This is a genomic window from Bartonella sp. AC130YNZD, from assembly GCF_042196865.1.
Taxonomy (GTDB): Bacteria; Pseudomonadota; Alphaproteobacteria; order Rhizobiales; family Rhizobiaceae; genus Bartonella.
This window is the reverse complement of the sequence record NZ_JBHIQZ010000017.1, coordinates 1-20948: the sequence shown is the minus strand read 5'-3', so window position 1 is coordinate 20948 and position 20948 is coordinate 1. Positions and strand designations below refer to the sequence as shown.

The 20948-nt window shown below is 37.8% G+C and carries 8 protein-coding genes, 2 tRNA genes and 2 pseudogenes; 6 read left to right on the top strand and 6 right to left on the bottom strand.

Annotation, left to right across the window (positions count from 1 at the left end):
* Positions 1–170: 170 nt before the first annotated feature.
* The 3 genes from ACFINU_RS07035 to ACFINU_RS07025 all read right to left on the bottom strand — a co-directional run bounded on the left by ACFINU_RS07035 (position 171) and on the right by ACFINU_RS07025 (position 14150).
* Complete coding sequence (locus tag ACFINU_RS07035) at positions 171–2855, bottom strand: autotransporter outer membrane beta-barrel domain-containing protein (protein ID WP_375667480.1); 2685 nt, start codon at positions 2853–2855, stop codon at positions 171–173.
* 1178 nt (positions 2856–4033) lie between these two features.
* Positions 4034–7147: an autotransporter outer membrane beta-barrel domain-containing protein gene (locus ACFINU_RS07030; RefSeq protein WP_375618490.1), complete on the bottom strand. Its 3114-nt coding sequence runs from the start codon at positions 7145–7147 to the stop codon at positions 4034–4036.
* Positions 7148–7823: 676 nt separating this feature from the next.
* Positions 7824–14150: an autotransporter outer membrane beta-barrel domain-containing protein gene (locus ACFINU_RS07025; RefSeq protein ID WP_375618489.1), complete on the bottom strand. Its 6327-nt coding sequence runs from the start codon at positions 14148–14150 to the stop codon at positions 7824–7826.
* A gap of 198 nt (positions 14151–14348) precedes the next feature.
* Here ACFINU_RS07025 and ACFINU_RS07020 point away from each other — a divergent pair, with 198 nt between their 5' ends.
* The 5 genes from ACFINU_RS07020 (at position 14349) to ACFINU_RS07000 (ending at position 18199) form a co-directional block, all read left to right on the top strand.
* Positions 14349–15299, top strand: a complete 951-nt coding sequence (locus ACFINU_RS07020) for a siderophore ABC transporter substrate-binding protein (protein WP_375618488.1) — start codon at positions 14349–14351, stop codon at positions 15297–15299.
* 106 nt (positions 15300–15405) lie between these two features.
* The gene (locus ACFINU_RS07015; RefSeq protein ID WP_375618487.1) at positions 15406–16362 is read left to right on the top strand and encodes an ABC transporter permease; all 957 of its coding nucleotides are present in this window, start codon (positions 15406–15408) and stop codon (positions 16360–16362) included.
* Between the two features lie 67 nt (positions 16363–16429).
* Positions 16430–17305: an iron chelate uptake ABC transporter family permease subunit gene (locus ACFINU_RS07010; RefSeq protein WP_375618486.1), complete on the top strand. Its 876-nt coding sequence runs from the start codon at positions 16430–16432 to the stop codon at positions 17303–17305.
* Positions 17302–18060 carry an ABC transporter ATP-binding protein gene (locus tag ACFINU_RS07005; protein WP_375618485.1) on the top strand — a complete coding sequence of 253 codons (759 nt, stop codon included), beginning with the start codon at positions 17302–17304 and terminating at the stop codon, positions 18058–18060. Before ACFINU_RS07010 ends, ACFINU_RS07005 begins: the two co-directional genes overlap by 4 nt.
* 65 nt (positions 18061–18125) lie before the next feature.
* A tRNA-Gln gene (locus ACFINU_RS07000) sits at positions 18126–18199 on the top strand.
* Positions 18200–18336: 137 nt separating this feature from the next.
* Here the strand turns inward: ACFINU_RS07000 and ACFINU_RS06995 are convergent.
* From ACFINU_RS06995 to ACFINU_RS06985, 3 genes and pseudogenes are all read right to left on the bottom strand, one after another.
* Positions 18337–18542, bottom strand: a pseudogene (locus tag ACFINU_RS06995) (DNA adenine methylase); the annotation flags it as partial.
* A gap of 1235 nt (positions 18543–19777) precedes the next feature.
* A pseudogene (locus ACFINU_RS06990) lies at positions 19778–19867 on the bottom strand (DNA adenine methylase); the annotation flags it as partial.
* A 233-nt stretch (positions 19868–20100) separates the two neighbouring features.
* Positions 20101–20490, bottom strand: a complete 390-nt coding sequence (locus ACFINU_RS06985; protein ID WP_375618484.1) for a VOC family protein — start codon at positions 20488–20490, stop codon at positions 20101–20103.
* Positions 20491–20752: 262 nt separating this feature from the next.
* Here ACFINU_RS06985 and ACFINU_RS06980 point away from each other — a divergent pair.
* A tRNA-Gln gene (locus tag ACFINU_RS06980) sits at positions 20753–20826 on the top strand.
* Positions 20827–20948 lie beyond the last annotated feature (122 nt).

The window sequence follows — 20948 nt, the reverse complement described above, 5'->3', positions numbered from 1 at the left end:
ACAAAAACTGCAAATCAGAAAGCCTTATCTCGTTTCTAAAAAGAAACAAACTTGCTCATGCAAAAAAAAACATTTTTTCAAAAAACTTATTTAAAAAGTTGCAAACAAATAATAAAAAACCACAAGCTATGCTTGTGGTTTTTTAAACAACTTACCTCAAGATGATCATCCTAAAAACGATAGCGCAATCCACCAGAAAAACTGATTCCAGAAAAACCACCTTTACTCAACTTATGCCGATAAACCAAATCACCATGAAGCGCAAATTTTTGAGACAAACGAGCATTAAGACCTAATCCAGCCTCTAGAGAAGAACCAAAAGCCCCTAACTGGAAAGAATCTTTAAAGCGCACAGACCTTTCTTTTCCAAAATCATGAGCAAAATGAATCTTTCCATAAAAAGAAACATCACGATCTTTTTCAGACGCAGTAAGAGTCTTTATCAAACGACCACCCATACGCACCATCAATTGATCAAGTTTATCCATCTCAATATTAAAATTATCAATATCGCGGGCCTCATTAAATTGAAGATGCTGATAAACAACCTGAACCTGTGGATCAAAAACAACACCTTCATATCCTGTGGCAATTTTCTGACCACTCATCAAGGAAACACTTAAAGGGTTACCCTTCAATGTTGCCGTTTTACCCCGTGCAGTTGTCAGAACATCTCCCTTAAACAGACCATAAGATAACAAACCATCAACATAGAATCCTACATCATGCTGCATACTGCCATAAACTGTAGCAGTCCATTTATCAAATGTACTTTTTTGGCTTTGTGCAACATCTCGAGGTTGTAGAGAAAGCTTTCCATAAGACCCCATCACCCCAAAGGATATAACACTGTCAACATTTTCAACAGTTTGTAGCAAAACACCTGTCTCTAGTGCATAGTACCCTAGATCTCCCCCATAACCATATTCAAGCGCAGATAAATCTGAGGCATAACGATAACTCCCACCATAGCCACGCAAAAATGAAGCAGGATTTTCATGAATTTCCAACATTCCACTAAAATTAGTCCGTACTATCTCTAACTGCTTGTTTTGATTACTGATATCTATCAAACCAGCGTGGAATAAACTATTTGGCAAAAGCAGATAAGTTGGCACCTGAGGAACAACAACCTTAACGCCTTGCCTAGAATGATGCTCACCACCTAAACCAAGTTTAGAACTCTGAGTTAATCTAAATGTAGTATCAGAATCAACAAATCCATTTTCGAGGCGGAAATCCCAAAAATCTCCTTCACCTTCGACTAATCTTTGAGACGCACTCGCTCTTCCTAATTCAGAGTTTGGGCCATAAGCATGAAGCCTATATTGGTAAGGTAGACCGTCCAATGCAATATAATCACCATCCAACAAGAAAGAATCTTTCTCTGCTGTTCCAGAAACCTGAATAATCGAGATACCTTTGTCATTTCCATAACGCTCCGTACCACCTCCAGGACTTCCTGAAACACCATGCACATGTACTATCGTTTTTCCTTCAATATCACCATGGATTAAAAAACGATCCGTTTTTTGATTCTGAAGAGCCCCCCCCTTATTCAAATAAGTGTTGAGATAAAGATGTGCATTACCCTGTGCTTTATAAACTTCACCTGTTCCTCTCCCAACACGAAGGGTTTGATAGCCATCAACTATGTTAGTTTCTGGTTGTTCAAAAATAATAGAACTATCAATAAGATGTATTAATGAAATTGATGAAACACCTATAGAACTAGGAACTTGCAAATTTTTATTTTTCGGTCGTGATAAAATCCATTTTGAATCACCTCTCAACCGAAATTCAGCAGAAGAACTTTCATCAACATGTGTCCCCCCTACAAGTGTAGAAGCATCCACTGAAACCTTCACAAAAGAGCCATCCTCAACCTTCAGTAATAAATCTCCAGAAAGTTTGGAATTATCCAACAGCCTAACAACACCACCAGATCCTCTGCTATAAATAGCTGCACTCTTTGGAACTGTAAAAGAGGTTCTTGTCAAGCCAACAATCCCTCGTACGGGTAAGTTCGTTTTTGGAAGACTTCCGAACATCTCTTCCTCACCCACAAAAATATAAAAATAATGAGGATACTCGTGATCCTTCATTTCCTCATTTCTGTCTCCTAGTCCCTCCCAAAAACGCAACCCATAAGACGTATTACTTTCTACCAAAACCGTAGAATCCACGATAGTTATAAAGATACCCTTCCCATCGATATTATTCCCATGCATTGAAAAACCATGAGCATTGGCTAGATTAACTTTACCTTTCTCAAAATGGATACTCCCAGCATCAAACGCATGAAAAGCTGAATTTTCATTATGGTCATCTATACTCATCCCCTGACTACCTTGTTCGGTAATAGAACTACTCCTTAAATCGACCTGTCCCCAATTTCTTACTTCAACTCCGATACCCTTTGTAAAGTTAATCTCTCCTCTTTCTATAATCACTTGTCCATGTTCACTCGCCACGACCCCATACTTCCAAAAACTTTCTTTTGAAATAACAGCACTTGAAGCATCCTTAACAGTTATATTTTCCCCTAAGAGAAGCGTTTTTCTTCCAGATGCTTGTATAGCAACAGTTTCATTCGTATTTTCATCATTTTTTTGATAATTTTTATTGTAAAAGTAGTGTTTTTTACCATCATTACACCGATAAAATTCACTATTCATAATACATGAAAATTGATCCTGATTATTTTGTGTCTTACCATTAACGCCAGAACGATCTTGTACCCCAGTATTAACAACAGCACCATCTTGAACCGTAGCATCAACATTGTGTGCAAAAAAAAGAAATGCTGTTGTAAAAGTACATAAGGAAAAACGATTTTTAAATAGATTGACCATAATTACACCATAATTTTGCCCATAAAAGTAACACGTAATGTATCAAAGAAAACTTAACAAAGAGAAAAATTAGTACGTTTTAGATTAACTGTGCAGACCTTATTAATGCTTTTTGTGTTTTATGTAAATATGGAATTTAAAAGTTACTAAAAATACAGACTAAATCTATTTTTTTATAAGGAATTTGCAAAAATATAACTGAAAAATGAGAGAAAAATCATCTTTAAAGTTGTTATTTAAAAGCAGCTTTAAGAGATTTTTGTACATTAAGAATGTCTATTTTAACTGTTGTTTAATCAATACCCAAAGCGTGTATAATTAATATTCGAGATAAATATTATATTGAAACAATGGGCACTCGTAAGCAGACAAAACTGAATATATGCCAAAATTGGGAAGCAAAGCTATCACATACAGCTGTTTTAGGCAGTATTTATGGAAATACGAACTAATTTAGAAAGAGGAGGAAAGTGTAAAAATTAAAATCTGTTCCGATTTTTACCATCTCTTTTCAACATTTAAAAATATTCAGAACCGTATCTAAAAGGTGAAAATGACATATAATTTTATCTTTTTATTTATCACATTCTTTAAAGAAAACGCACTTTCAAAAAATAATACGTTATTTATGTTTCTAATCCACCAATTTTCTCAGATATATCTCATTATTTCCATCCCCATTTCATAACGACAGCAGATATAATATCAAGTTTATCGGATACAGCCCTCATTGCGCCTGAGTAGCATCTTTGTCTTTGCCAATTTCTAATATTGTAAATCCTCTCCTCTTAACATAATCCCCCAAATTATATTGACTCCTTTCTTAAACGATTATCCACTTGCTAATCTTACATATAATAGACAAAGGAATGCTTTTTATGGATTCATCATAAGAGCATTGAAAATATTTCAGCGCCCTAAATTAAAAAATATCTTATAAATCAAAATATTATAAATAATATAATAATCACTCTGAAATACGCATTTTGAAACGATAACGTACAAACTCTTCAGACTTTTCAAAAAAAAACGAAAGAAGTCCAACCCAAAAGCATATTAAAGATATGCAAAGTCACACTCTCGTAAAAATGCTATAACACAAAATGAATAGATAATGAGAAAAAGCCACAAGTATAACTTGTAGCTTTTTGAAAGATTAATCAAAAACAGCAACAAAACTAGAAATGATAACGCAATCCACCTGAAAAACTCGTTCCAGAAAAACCAGCTTTCGTTAGTTTGTGCTGATAAACCAAATCGCCGTAAAGCGCAAAATTTTGAGATAATTGGGCATTAAAACCTAACCCAGTTTCTAACGAAGAACCAAAAGCACCTAGCTGAAAAGCATCTTTAAAATGCACAAATTGTTTTCCTTCAAAACCATGAGCAAGATGAAGCTTGCCATAGAAAGAAACAACCTGAGCCTCATCAGTAGCAACCAGCCTCTTTGTTAAACGTCCTCCAACACGCCCTACCCACTGATGAAGCTTTCCTAAATCAATATCAAAGCCGTCCACATCACGCACCTTATTAAATTGAAGATATTGATAAACAACCTGAACTTGCGGATCAAAAACAAAACCGTCCTCCCCCACCATAAACGTTTTACCAGCAGTTAATGAAGCACTTAAAGGGAAACCCTTTAATGTTGCCGTCTTGCCCCGTGCAGTTGTTAGAACATCACCTTTAAACAAGCCGTAAGACACAAGACCATCAACGTAAAAACCTGCATCATGCTGCATACCACCATATGCCGTAACTGACCATTTATCAAATGTACTTTTTTGACTCTGCTCAACATTCAAAGGTTGCAAAGAAAATCTCTCGTAAGCCCCGATAATTCCAAAAGAAGTGGAACCATACATATTTTCGATTGCTTTCAGCAAAACGCCTGCCTCTATGGCATTATAATTAAACTCGCCGCCATAACCATATTCAAGCGCGGAAAGATTTGAAGTATAACGATGATTGCCGCCATAACCGCTCACAAAAAAGAGAGGGTTTTCACGACTTTCTAATAAGCTCCCAGAAGTAATTCGCAAAGCTTCTAACCGCTTATTTTGATTGTTAACATTCATCAAACCAATATGACGTAAAGCATTAGGCAAAAGGAGATAAGTCGGAACCTGCGGAACAACAGCCTTAACGCCCGGCTTAGGACGAGGATGAGGCTCCGGAGAAGGTTCTGGTCCCGGAATTGGCTTAGGAGCAGGATCTGGTTTAGGTTGAACATCAGAATCTATAGACCTACTTTCAAGGCGGAAATCCCAAAAATCTCCGCTCCCTTCAACTAATCTCTGATTCATGCTTGCTTTTCCAAACTCAGATCCTGGACCATAACTATAAAGCTTATACTGATAAGGTAATTCGTTTAACGCTACATAACCACCTTCCAACTGAAAAGAATCTTGCTTTGCTTCTCCAGAAACCTGAATGATTGAAATACCTTCAGCATTCCCCCCCTTTCCCGTATATCCTCCTGGACTTCCTGCAACTCCATGCACTTGGAGCTTTGTTTTTCCCGAAACATCACCATGAATTAAAACACGATCAGTCTTTTGATGATTAAGAGCACCACCACTATTCAGGTATGTATTAAGGGAAATAGAGGCACCTTCCCGTGCTCTATAAACCTCACCCTTTCCCTTTCCAATACGAAGAGTTTGATAATCATCAACAGAAGGAGATTCTGGTCTTTTAAAATGAATAGAACTCTCATCCATAAGACTGACTAATGAAATAGAAGAATCATTTGCAACCTTACGTTGATCTTTTTGCACCTGTTGTGGTAAAATCCATGTAGAATGACCTCCCAGATAAAGTTCGGCATGAGAATCTTTATCAACGTGAGTACGACCTTCAAGGGTAGAACCATCAGCCAAAACCGTTATAGAAGCCCCTTTCTCAGCTCTTAATAAAAAATTCCCTGAACGAAGAGTACTTTTCATCAAACTCACCGCACCAGAAATAAGGTTTTCACCATAAAGAGCCGTATCGTCTGAAACAGAAAACTCTGTGGTATCAAAATTAACAACTTCCAATCGTGGTGGAGCTTTTTCTTCCTCTAATGAAATCTCCTCTTTTTTATCCCCATCTTCGCTCCATGGCTTTTCTCCCTGAAAATAGATACCATAAGATCCCTCACCCTTTACTGTAACAGAAGAAGACTTAAAATTAGCCTCGGTCACATAAAAGTTATTCGATAAATCTTCAGTTTCATCTTTTGAGTCAGAACGTTCTGGTACAACACTAAAAGACTTGACGGGATTTTCTAATAATATACCATGCGCATCCTCAACCTTAATAGTCCCCCCTGTAAACTCAACACGTCCCCCTTCATCCATTAAAAAAGCTGCATCATTTTTGTCTTTGTGTCCCTTTCCAGTAAGAGTAACACCATCGAGAATCACCGTGCCTCCCAACATCGCAGAAATCCCATGACTGTTGGTAAAGTTAACCTCCCCACCTTCCACCCAGATATCTGCACCGCTATAACTGGAAAGACTTACCTTCCCATCACGCGTATTAACTTTTGTATCCTTTAAAATAACCAATGAATTCCCCACGGCTTCAACAGCCCTATCACTGTCCTCTATAATCCCCTGCTTTATCTCAATTATCCCATTATGAGCGAAAAGAGCTAACTTTGTATTTTGAAGCGTCGGTTTTTTCAAAACAATCTTTCCGTCATCTGATACAGCCACACCACGCAAAAAAGATTTATCAGAAACTTCACTGCTAACAGTTACATTCTCTCCATAAACTCTGGTCCCTATCCGTTTCACCGTTATAGCAGTAGGATCAACAGGATAGTTGGAAAAGTTCTCTTTCGTAATTGTATAAGATTTATTATCAATTTTAGGATCTATCCCACAATTATCACATACATAATACAACCCACTATGGTAATAAAACCCAGGATTCACTCCTCTTCCATCAGAGTCTGCATCTTTAACAGAGTTATTTACATTATCCTTATGTCCATTCCATCCCTCCACTCCACTAAGCTGACGATAATCATTTCCTCCACGAATACCCTCATCGTTATTGCCAACATTAATCATATTAGAAGGGTAATAATTATCCCCACTCTCTCCAGGAAGCTTATGCTTATTACTCCCGCTAAGATGAGGAGAAGAATTAGCAGAGACAACTGGGATAACCTTTATAACATAAGGTTTACTATCCTTCCCCTCTGCAGCCGCATACACTTCTCTTCCATTTTGAAGCAAAGAGAGGATAGCTGTTGTACAAGCACATAAACATACATGATTTCTAAAAACTTTAATCATAGTTCCCTCGAAACTTTCCTTCCCCTCTCATTAAAAACAAAAGCACTTACAAAACACCCCATTGCACACCTCAAAAATACGAAAAGTGTAACAAAAGAACATGCCTCATGCTCATCTGAACTGTGTAATGAATTATCCCAATAAATTTGGCAAAAGCTCTACGCCAAAACCACCTATAAGAGAACAATTACAAAAACACACTTTATGAGTGTATAATGCATTCTGTATTTCGTGTAAAGAAAAAATAAAACCAGTGCGTGCAATTAATTAAAAACACAATCAAACCTTGTGATCTTTAAAAATTAATCCACAAGGAGATGAATGAAACAATGACTTAAATCAGTAGAAAACAAACTCTCAAAAACGAGCTTTAGAAAACATCAAATATTATATTAGATAATATCAATACAGTACTAAAAAGGATAACGTAACGCATACCGGTCTGCTGAACGCTTAAAAAGCCGATAAAAGCGAGGCACTCTATCGCATCAGTAGCAGCATAAATTTTAAGAAAATTCGCTTTAGTGGAGAAAAGTGCTCTCATGCATAAAACAAACTATGTCTTTTTTGCTTAATAAAGAAGACGAGATTTTTTAAGAATAACACAAGTTGTTATAAAGAAAAAAGGCAGCACAATGTGCTGCCTTTTCTAAAAAGGTACATAGTGTACCTTATATTAAAACTGATAACGTACTCCTCCGGAAAAACTTGTTCCCGAAAAACCAGCCTTATTAAGCTTATGTTGATAGAGAATATCAGCATGCAGAGAGAACTGTGGCAACAATTTGGCATTAAAACCTAATCCAGCCTCTAGAGAAGAACCAAAAGCTCCTAACTTGAAAGCATCATTGAAATGCACAGACTGTTTTCCTTCAAAACCATGAGCAAGATAAAGCTTACCATAGAAAGCAATAGCATTCACGCCTTCAGAACCTGTAGGAATCTTGGTTAAGCGTCCACCAACACGTGCTACCCACTGATTAAGGTTACCCATTTCAATATCAAAATTGTCAATATCACGAGCTTTATTAAACTGGAGATGTTGATACACAACCTGAACCTGCGGATCAAAGACAAAACCCTTATATCCTGTCGCAATTGTCTGACCACCAGCTAAAGAAACACTCAAAGGATTACCTTTTAATGTTGCTGTTTTACCCCGTGCAAGGGTGAGAACATCACCTTTGAACAGACCATAGGATAAAAGACCATCAACATAGAAGCCAACATTATGCTGCATGCTACCATATACCGTAGCAGTCCATTTATCAAATGCACTCTTCTGACTGTGCTCAACATTCACAGGCTGCAGAGAAAGTTTTCCATAAGTTCCCATAACGCCAAAGGATATAGCACTGTCAGCATTTTCAATAGTTTGCAGCAGAACACCTGCCTCTACACCATTATAACTAAGATCACCTCCGTAACCATATTCAAGTGCGGAAAGATCTGAAGCATAACGGTAACTTCCACCATAGCCGCGCAAGTATAAAGCAGGATTTTCACGAACCTCTACCATTCCTGTAGAAGTCATCCGTAACGTCTCCAATTGCTTATTTTGATTGCTAATATCCATCAAACCAGCGTGGAATACACTATTAGGCAAGCTGAGATAAGTTGGAACCTGTGGAACAACAGACCTTACAAATTGTTCAGGAAGGGCAGCAGATCCAACAGACTTAACATACTGATTTTCTAAACGGAAATTCCAAAATTCTCCACCTTCCTTAACAAATTTCTGCTGAACATGCTCCTGTTTCGAAGTCGCTTCTGGAGCATAAGCACGAAGGGTGTATTTGTAAGGTGAGTTTCTCAGTGCAACATAATTGCCATCGAGTTGGAAAGAGTCTTTCTTCGCTTGACCATAGACCTGAATCATTGAAACAGTATGAGCAATCTTGGCATTCGCTTTACCATCTCCTACATTGCCCGCATCACCTCGTACATGTATTTTTGTTTTTCCAGAAACATCACCATGAATGACAAGCCGATCAGTGACTTGCTGATCACTCGGATCACGAGGATTTAAACGTGCATTGAGATGAATTACAGCATTACCCTGTGCCGCATAAACAGTTCCTTTCCCATTTCCAATATGGAGAGTCTGATATTTGCCTTCAGATTCCGAAGGTGCAAAATCAATAGCACTATTTACAAGACTTACAGAAGAAATGCATGAATCCACACATCCTGAATCTAGAGTTTCCAAATTCCTCTGTGCTCTTCTTTTTAGAATCCACTGTGAACTATTAGCCAAGTCTAATTTTGCATAAGAATTTTTATCAACGCGAACACCGCCTGTAACAATAGAATTATCAACAGAAACCGATATATTGGAATCATTCTCGGCTTTTAATAACAAGTCACCAGCAAGGGTTGTTTTATTTTCTAATGAAACACGACCACCAGAATTATTACCATAGATAGCTATACCATTTGCAACTTCAAAATCAGTTTTTTTCAATGAAATTGCCCCCGTTACGCCTATAGTTGCATTCTCCTGTTTGGATACAGCGCTCCGCTTAACAACACTTGTTTGCTCAGTTGCTAAATCCTTACTTCGATTTTGTTGTCTCGCTTCCTTCTGTGTTCCCCCATCAAAATATATGCCGTAGACTCCGTCACCTTCCACTTTAACAGTAGAAGACTCGATATTTACGTGATTCATAGTAGGACGAACGTCAGAAGATCTCCTTCTCCTAGAAGAGCCGGTCTCAACAGCATCCCCACTCTTCATAACCCACACAGCATGGGCATCAGTAACAACATTTCCATTCTTAAAATCAACAGAAGCATTATCCCTCACCAGAAAAGCTGCACGCCCAAAGTTATCTACAGAATCTAACTTACCCTGTCCTTTTTTCGCAGTAATATTAACTTTGTCTAACTCAACGCTTCCCCCAGCTTCTGACCTCACAGCCACTCCCTTTTCCAAAGTAATAGCCCCAGAGTCCATAGACACCTTACCAGCCTGACTTACCAGACCAGCCATAGCTAAATCCCCCGTTACGTTAATCTTCATATCCTTCAAATTAACAGATGATCCAGAACCTGCCAAAGCACCCACATAAAGCGCATCTACTGTTCCACCAATCATCTTAACTTTTCCGCCACTTTTAGCTTCAAGCCCAATCACAGAAGAGGTAATTGTTGATTTATTATCCAAAACAACTTCTGCCCCCTCTTCTGCAAGCACAGCACTCACGAGTTCTGATGGAGCAACACCAAAATTATCTTTACTATCTGAAGAATCCGCACCACTAATAGTAGTACCCTCTAGCTTGATAACTGTATTTGGATTTACTGCATGCATAGAATGCTGAGTTTTCTCACTTGCCTTCAGTGTCTTCCCTGTTATTATCCGCGATTTACCATCTCTACACAAATAAATAGTCCGCGATCCCTTCTCTCCATTATTCATATCATCACATGTAGAAGAAATCATTTCCTTAGAAGGAACATCCCCATTAGCAGAATGGCTAAGCACAAGAATACGCCCAACAGATCCATTAGGAGGTGTAGAAGATTTCTCAGAAACCTCAGAAGAAGGCTTTATGGAAGCTTCTGATTTTATAGATGAAAGCTTATTCGATATAGTATGCCCAGATGATACAGAAATCCCATCTGTCGATATCACTGAAACCCTATCTGGATCAGATCTCCCAAGTGAATTAGCTCCTGAAGGTATTAAATTTAACGAACTTCTACCTCTAGATGAAGGAGATGAATTGGACGAAACAGTATATACGTTATACCCAGATGTCCCAGATCTTGCAGGATTAGTAGATGTCCTCTCCTCAGATACAGTAGGAGTAACAGGAGACGTAGTAGAAGAAGGAAGAGACGTCACAGCTTCAGATGTTCTACCCACCCCCTGATCAGTAGATGCGCCCCCCTCAGATACAGCAGAAGTAACAGAAGACGTAGCAGAAGAAGGAAGAGACGTCACAGCTTCAGATGTTCTACCCACCCCCTGATCAGTAGATGCGCCCCCCTCAGATACAGTAGAAGCAACAGGAGACGGAGTAGGAATAGACATTACAGCTTCAGATGCTTCACTCTCTACATCATCGTATCCTTCATATCCACCGTCTATATGACCTTCATCACCTGTCTCAGTTCTATGAATCCCAGAATTCACACCAACTGTATCAGAATCACCGTAACCTACTATAGTATATTCTACTTCATTTGCATTCTGTCTAGGATCTTCACTTCCATCAACAGCAAGAAGATAAATACCTGTACTTCCATCACTTGTTACCAGTTCTTCATCATAACTGAAAGTTCCCCCCAAAATATAAGGATTCGGTTCCCTTCTTTCACTTCCATCAACAGTCTCTTCAGTTGTCAGGGTATGTAGAGAAGGAGATAAAGGATCTGATATTGTAGAGGACTCATTTCCAGCCTCTTCATGACTTACATCACTTGTATCAGATCTCCCAAGTAATGCGGGGTTCCCATTCGTATTAGAAGTAATAACTTGATTAGGTGGTCTAGATTCAGAAGTTTCAGATGGAAGATTTGATCCTACAGAAGAATTATCTACCTCACTTCCCACAATTTCACGAGATGGCACGGAAGGAGTATTTACTCCCGCCCTCCCCCTATTGCCACCTGAGACAAAAAGAGAACTACGCTCATAGGGCAAATTTTTATCTTCTAAACGAAAATCCCAAACATCTTTACTGCCCGCAACTAAAGCCTTATCGAAATACTGCATTTTCGAAGGAATAGTTGGACCATAAGCACGAAGAACATACTGATAAGGAGTTCCGAGCGTAACATAATCATCATTTAAACTAAAAGAGCTTTCTTCTGCCCTTCCGAAAACTTGAATAAGTGAAATACTATATCCCTTATTGTTACTGCTGCCACCCCAACCTACTCCTTGTGCCTTCACCTTTACCTTAGTTTGCCCAGAAACATCACCATGAATCAATAGTCTATCAGAATTTCGACCAACGACCTTACCAGATACATCTACGGCCTTACCAGATACATCTACATTGAACTGAATTGTAGAGGTCCCCTTAGCACTGTAAACAGTACCCTTTCCTTTTCCGATGCGAAGAATTTGATATTCAGTAATAGCCTTTCCACCGTTAGAACCCGCACTATTTAAATTTTTTATTGAAGTAAAAAATTCAATAGCACTATCTTGAAGACTCACAGATGAAATACATGAATCTATACAATGCTGATCGGCATCTTCTGAATCTTCATAGGAACTTTTTTTTACCCGCCATTCTGCTCCATTGGATAAAAAAAGCTCAGCATGAGATTTATCATCAAAACGAGTAGCACCTGAAATGATAGATTTGTTAGCAAAAACGGATAAATCAGATTTTTTAGCTTTCAACAAAAGAGAACCCGAAACTTCCGATCCATCTTGTAAAAAAACGTAACCTTTCAAACCATCACCGTAAATAGCAACACCCTCTGGAACTGTGAGAGAAGTCTTTTCTAAAAGAACCCCATGTGGCACAGGGTCCTCAGACTGTATCCCATTAGCCCGATGATCAAAGTCTATACCATAAGACTTTTTACCTGGAACCTTAATAGATGAAGATTTTATAACAGCATTTAAATTCAAGAAATTAGAGAATGGATCAATGCCAAGAGCACTCTCTTTCTGTATTCTAGCCTTATAAACAGAAGAAAAAATATCACTAAAAGCTTTGGGAAAAATATTGGAAGAACGATGGGAAGAACGCAAATAAACAGGAAGATACTCCTCCCGATCTTCATCTTCATCTTCAGCTTCAAACTCAAAATAAGTGTTTATATTTTCTTGCATATTTCGTACAATATTGCTCGCAATATTTGGACCAATCTGCAAAAAAATAGTATCGGAAACATCAAAATTCCCATTTTTAAACGAAATATAACCGTCACGTGATAGCAAAGCAATGCGCCCAACATCTTGAGAAGAATCATCTCTATCAGAATCTTCCGGCAGCACCAGCTCTCCGCTCCCCTCCTTCATCTGTGCCGCCCCATTTAATTCAGAAACATTTTTTTGAATTGTAACACCATCCAATAGAACAATTCCCATTTCTGAAGCGATAACCCCTATCGTTGTATCTCCTAAAGAAAGTGTTCCTTTTTTCATCTCTATTACAGATTTATCATCACTCCACAGACCAACTATCTCTGCTGTAACACGTGCATTTTCCAAAAGAACCACACCTTCTTTTGAAGCCATAGCATTCACATAACGGCTGTGAAGGGAACCACTATTCATAGCAACCTTTCCATAACTAGAAGCTCCAAGCCCATAAGCAAATCCTTCAACCACTGTATCGTTCAAATTAATCGCAGCGCCAAATTGAGACTTACCATCCGCAAATACAGAGCCCCTACCTTCACCCTGAAACAGAGTTTTATTTTCAACCACCTTAATATCTGTGCCTTCTTCAGCAACCACGGATATCTCAGATACATTAATAACTGTAGGCAAAGGACCTGTTACATATATAGCACGATCATACCTTCCTGCTTTAAGCGGAGTTTTACTACTACCTTCACCTTGTCCAAGTGTATGCGTAGCACCATCATCACAGAAAATAGACGCTCTAGACAGAGATTCTTTGGCCGAAGAACAAGGTGGTAACAATGCTGGAATTGATTCTACTAAAGAACCCTGTTGCACAGAACCAGGGACACCGCCAACGCCACCAGGGATACCACCACCAACGCCAGGAACACCAGCACCACCAAGTCCACCAGCGCTGCTAGCGACACCAGCGCCACCGCCAGGGACACCGCCAACGTCACCACTAGCGACTTGTGCTAAAGGAGATGCAGGTAATTCTGCTACTCCAGGTGTAGGAGATTCTGATGAACTTCTAAAAGATGGTAGTATAGATGACAATGAAGAAGTTAGGCCTGAGAATGACCAAAAACTACTCCCTATAGAAACATCTACACCTTGCAAAAAGAAGAAAGCACTTGTTGTCAGTGCGTACAAACGTGTACGCTTTTTAAATACATTGATCATATGTCAAACTTTCTAAATAATGTTGCAAAAACACTAGAATTAAGTGAAAATGAGGTAAGTGAACGATTTGTAACATATGTCAGTCAACTTTACAACATAGTGTTATTTATTTACGCTTCATTTTGTGCATAAAAATACCAAAGTTAAGTTTTTAAGTGCGCAACCCTTTGTAATATTAGATAAAAGGATAAAATCACGATGATAAAATATATGAAATGGATGACTTCTATTTTACTGGTTGCAATCAGCTTTGCAACGGTTTTGTGGACTCATACGAGTATTGCAAATACGAGTACCCAGACAAATGTAACGATTGATCATGTTTCAGGAACGACTTCTGTTCCCACTTCTCCGCAAAAGGTTGTTGTGTTTGATCTTGCCTCGCTAGATAATATGAATCGCCTTGGTATCCAAGCAGTTATCGGCCTTCCTGAAGGAAAAAAACCTTCCTATCTGCAACAATTTGACGATGCAAAATATGAAAGAATTGGAACCGTTTTTGAGCCAGATTATGAAAAAATTGCCACTCTTCAACCTGATTTGATTATTATTTCCTCCAGAACTCAAGCAAAATATAAAGACTTATCCAAAATAGCCCCAACAATTGATCTAACCGTAGAAAACGAAAATTCTCTTGAAGATATAAAACGAAATGTGTCTATCCTTGGAAAAATTTTTGGTAAAACACAAGAAGCAGAAAAGGAAATTGCAAAAATTAATGAAGCTTTTGCTGAAGTCCGTAAAAATACCCAAGGAAAAGGCACCGGGCTCATACTCATGACCTCTGGTGGAAAAATCAGCGCTTTCGGACCAAAATCACGTTTCGATATTTTTCACTCCGCTTTTGGAATTGCTCCTGCAACCGATAAACTTACCGTGCAAAAACATGGACAACTCATTTCTCCTGAATTCATTCTTGAAACCAATCCTGATTGGTTGTTAGTGATTGATCGCGATGCAGCCATTGGACGGGAAGGACAATCCGCAGCACAATTGCTCAACAATGAGCTTGTTCACCGCACAAAAGCGAGCAAAAAAAACCAAATTATTTATTTGGACTCTTGGAGCTGGTATCGTGCAAGTGGTGGTTTAACGGGACTCCTTGAAACCGCTAAGCAAATCAATGAAGCCTTTACAAAGAGCAAATAAGCGCACGAAAGAGCTTGATTGCTATATGAATAAAATTTAAAAGCAGGGGTTGTTTATGAAACAACCTTTGTTTTTTTTATTAAGTTTTAAGAGAAAATGATTTAACGTGAAGAATTACTGGATAACCATAACACTTTTAATTTTCCTGTCTATCCTCAGCATTTTTGTTGGTTATTCTGATGTCACACCTTCTAACCTTTTTGCAGCCGATCCCCATGCGTGGCTTATTTTTTGGCAAACACGTCTTCCTCGTACCATTGCAATCCTTTTAGTAGGCGCAGCACTTGCACTTTCAGGCATGATTATGCAACTATTAACACGCAATCGCTTTGTCGAGCCATCAACCACTGGAACCATTGAATCTGCTTCCCTTGGCATTCTTTTTATTATGATTTTTTGTCCCGATATTCCTGTTTTAGGAAAAATGGTCGTTGCGACAATTTTTGCCATGGCAGGCACTTTACTTTTTATGTTTTTATTGCGACGCATTCCTCTAAAATCTACTCTCATTGTACCTCTTACAGGGATTATGCTAAGCTATATTATTGGCTCTTTAACCAATGCCATTGCAGATTACGAAATGTTACTTCCTTCTCTTCAAGCTTACTTATTTGGCAGTTTTTCGATGGTTCTTGAAGGAAAATATGAGCTCTTATGGCTATCCCTTCCCCTTTGTATTCTGGCCTATTGTACTGCTGATCGCTTTACGGTTGCAAGTTTGGGAGAAGATTTAACCAATAACCTTGGATTGAATTATCGTGTTGTCATGTTTTTTGGTCTTTTTATTGTCGCCTCAATCACTGCTGTTGTTGTGTGTACCATTGGGCGTATTCCTTTTGTTGGGTTGATTATTCCAAATATTGTTTCAAGTTTCATGGGAGATAATATGCGCTATACCGCTCCTTGGGTGGCCATCAGCGGTGCAGGATTGGTCTTGATTTGTGATCTTTTAGGACGAATCATTCATCCCTCTCTTGAAATTCCCATCAGCACCATAATGGGTGTAATCGGTAGTTTTATTTTTATGATACTGCTTTTACGCTGGAGAAAGCGTCTTGGATAGAAGAAGAAAAACAATATGTGTACTAACAACACTTATCATCATAGCATGCACTGTCATTAGTCTTTACATGACGTGGAATATCAATGTTTATACATGGAAATTTCGTCTTACAAAACTTTCCTCTCTGCTTCTTATTGCCTATGCAATAAGCGTTTCCACGGTTTTATTTCAAACAATCGTTAATAACCGTCTTCTTACCCCTTCAATTATGGGATTTGATCAGCTTTATATTTTAATAAAGACTGCCCTAATGTATTTTGTAGGCTCTCTTTCTTTGCCCTTTTTGAATGAAGAAGGACAGCTTGTTCTTGAAGCCCTCATTCTTATCCTTTTTTCAATAAGCCTTTTTCGCTGGCTCTTTTCAGGAAGCCTAAAAGGGCTTCATTTAACGCTTTTAATCGGTGTTGTTTTAGGCGGATTTTTTTTCAGTTTACGGATGTTTATGCAATTGCAACTAAATCCAGACCAAATGATGAATTTAACCGATATTATGTTTGCAAATTTTAATAAATTCAATACACCGTTAATAAGCTTTGCCACAATCATTGTCCTCATTGTGAGTCTGATTGGATGGCATTCCCGTCATCTTCTTGATATCTTGGCTTTAGGACGTGAAAATGCCCTCAATCTTGGCGTTAATTACCACAAAAGTGCGACAGCTGTCCTTATTTTTGTTTCCATTCTCGTATCCATTTCCACCGCATTGGTAGGCCCCGTCACCTTTTTTGGACTGTTAGTTGCCAACCTTTCCTATGAACTTTCTCCTCAAGCAAAACACAGTATTGTTGTTCCAATTGCAATATTATTGGCTATTATTTGTCTGGTGGGGGGACAATTTATTTTAGAACAAATTTTTCATATGGCAGGGCGTTTAAGTTTTATCATTGAGTTTTGTGGGGGAATTGTTTTCTTAATGTTACTGATGAAGGGAAAACTAAAATGATTGAGATCAATCATCTTTCCAAAGCTTACGGAGCACGATTAATTATCGATAATTTATGCCTTCATCTTCCAAAAGGGGGGATTATTTCTCTCATTGGGCCCAATGGTTCCGGAAAGTCCACTCTTTTAATGCTGATAAGACGTCTTTTGCCACACCATAATGGTACAATTCATATCGACGGCTTTGATATTGATAAAATGCCCCTCGATATTTTGGCTCAAAAACTCTCAATTCTGCGTCAAGAAAATCCTTTGTCTTTTCGCTTAACCGTGTACGATTTAGTGAGTTTCGGACGCTATCCTTATTCAAAAGGCTGGTATGCACATGAAGATAAACAATTTATCGACAGTGCACTACGCTATCTCGGCTTACAAGATTTACAAGACCGTTTTTTAGATGAGCTTTCTGGCGGTCAGCGTCAACGCGCTTTTATAGCAATGGTTATCTGCCAAGACACTGATTATCTTCTCTTAGATGAACCATTAAACAATCTGGATATGAAACATGCCGTTTCTATGATGAAGCAATTACGCCGCACAGCTGATGAACTGAAAAAAACCATTCTTATTGTTATGCACGATATTAATTTTGCCTCATCTTATTCAGATATGATTGTTGCATTGAAAAATGGGAAAGCGGCCTATTGTGGGACTCCAAAAGAAATTATGCAACCAAAAATTCTTAAAGACATTTATGATGTCGATATTAAAATCAAAACAATTAATGACATCCCTATCGCTCTTTATTATCGATAATCATAAAGATTTTTTTGCGCTTGCATGCACTATAGAATCTGCTAGGGATAGTAAAATTGGCTTATTGGGGAATAGTTTAATGGTAGAACAGCGGACTTTGACTTCGTCAATCTTTGTTCGAATCCAAGTTCCCCAGCCAGTATTTAATGATTGTAGCTTGTCATCGGGTTTTGTATAATTTGAAAGCAGGTTTTGCACCAATTTATTTTTTTCAAAGGATCTGCAAAAACTTTCAAGGGTTATTTAAAATCCCTTTAATGCATATTTTCTCTTCCTCTAAAAATTGCAATTTGAGATGATAAGCTCTTGAGCCGGTGCGGATTCTTTGACCCACATGTATAAGATGTACCGACCTCTTTTATTTTAAATTGGCTAAAGATTTTTCGGATCTGAGGCACATCATTGAGAAAGAAGCATTTTTCTCTTGCGCAAGCAAAGCAAACATTGTCTGGTAATCCTCTCGCAAATAAATCCTTTCCATAGTAATACACGTATATCTGGCTCTGTTTATGGGAAAGCCTTATCTAATAGCTATAAACCTATCTAAAGAGAGAATTCAAAAAAGAAAGCCGAGCCAAATGATATAACGCAGCTTTCAGATATTGATTATAAGATTCAAATGAATCATCCACAATGGAGTAATGAATGCATATATACAAAACGTATCATATTGCAAGTGCTCTATTTAGAAATATGAAAACTTATCAAAAGAAACGTAAATGATCGCTATGATTTTGATATCATTCATTAGCATTATAGAATCTATAAACGCTTGGTAACTTTATCAATCCAATCAAAAGAAAATGCATCTTAAATGAATGTCTTCTCAATAAGGCTTTCATAAGCATTTTTTCATTTTGCACTCAAATGTAACTTCTTTGCAAATTAACCAGCTCAAATTTGAGTTGGCAAAATTAACCAATCCAATTTTGGAGGCGTTATCTTTAGAATAGCCATCTTTAAACATTATAGCTTTTGACTCAAAATTGAGTAAAATCCCATGCCTTAGATGTTACAATGGTTTTGAATTTTGCTGCCTCATCTTTTTTTCAATAGGTGTCCCCCAAATTTTGAGATAGCTCATTTGGTTTCGTATTTTTAAACTGTAACTTTTAAAACGTTTTTTGCTCGCTTGCTTGCGTTATATCATTAAAAGGTTTTCGGTTTCATAAAACATAACATTGTGATTTTCATTCTATATTGTGATGATAGTATCTATATAATGCCTGCCTATGATTTACTAACTTTTTAGTAAGCGTTTTTAAAAACGATCTTATCTTTAAACCCTTTTATGCAATCTTTATGAACTCAATCTATAAGCTTATGATAGTTTCATAACGATTATTCCTTTTAAGGTTACACTCAAATAAAGAGCAAAACACATCCCATTCTTAAACGTATGCAATTTATGTTATCGATAATTCCAAACGACTGAAATTTAAAACAATGTGATTTGTGCTATAATAAAAACGTATCATAAAATTTATGACCTATTATGAATGATAACTGCTTTTCATTTCATTTGAATGCACCCATGCGTTATAATATTTGCATTATGATTTGCTTTTTATGGTCTATACATTCATGGCAATCCTATATAAAAATGATCAATTCAAACATGCATAAAAGTATGGATTCTTATGTGGATTCATATAAAATAATTGCACTTAATATATTGACTTTATTAGTTTTTATGTACAATGCCTTTTTAACTTCATAAAGATATCAATTTCCTTGTAAAGAATATTCCTCCCATTCCAATAAAAGGCTCAATATAAGTGCGATGAGGGATAGCTTCTATGATTTTACAAGTACTGATCACTGGCCATGCAATAACGCCGACTGATCTCCAAACCAATTAGACCACCTGTGGAAACAGGCAGGCTGTGGGGCTGAATATAAACGGAACAGCACCGAACGAATAAGCCACGCGCCGCAAGTAAGCCTCTTAGCGTGCATAGCTTATAGGTTTTGGAAACAGATAATTATTATAATTGAGGTACTATAATTTAGGCGATTAAAGATCGGATCTCAAGCTTTTTAATCCAGTGGACAAACACGAATAATGTGTCCGTCCGGATCTTTGATTAGGAAGGTACGTCCAAATACATCAGTATACGGTTCCTTCAAAACATTTATCTCAACAGTGGTTTGCTCTTGCCATTCCGCATAGAGCTTATCTACGTCCTCTCCTGTCGGCAACATAATGCCGATTTCTGAAAAACGAGGCACATTCTCCTCAGGCGTATCGCCCCCAGACCAGAGAGCAAAGAGAGCATCCCCCGAAGAAGCAAATGCAACATAGCGTGGCGAGGTAAACACAGGTTCTTTCATGAAGATGAATTTGTAAAAAGCCTTAGAATACTCTATGTTTGAGACGTATACCAACTGTAGGTTTGGGGTAACAGGATAAGTAGGGATATTACTCATAAATTCTCCATGATTTAGTAGTAACTGCCTGACATGATACACCTATATTAGGGAATATTCCAAAAAGAGTTTATGATACCTCCGTTCGCGGTGTGCTCTATTTATATATTTTTACTCGCTTATTGCTATATGCTAAAATATCGAGGACGCCACTACTGGGATTGTAATGATATCCCTATCGCTCTTTATTATCGATAATCTAAAGATTTTTTTGCACTTGCCTACACTATAGAATCTGCTAGAAATGGTAAAATTGGCTTATTGGGGAATAGTTTAATGGTAGAACAGCGGACTCTGACTCCGTCAATCTTGGTTCGAATCCAAGTTCCCCAGCCAGTTGTATGTATGTAGCTTGCCAGTTGTAGTGTAGCTTGCCAGCAGTGTAGCTTGCCAGCGGGTTTTGTATATTTTGCCACTAGGTTTTGTACCAATTCATTTTTTTTTCAAAGAGTTTTAAA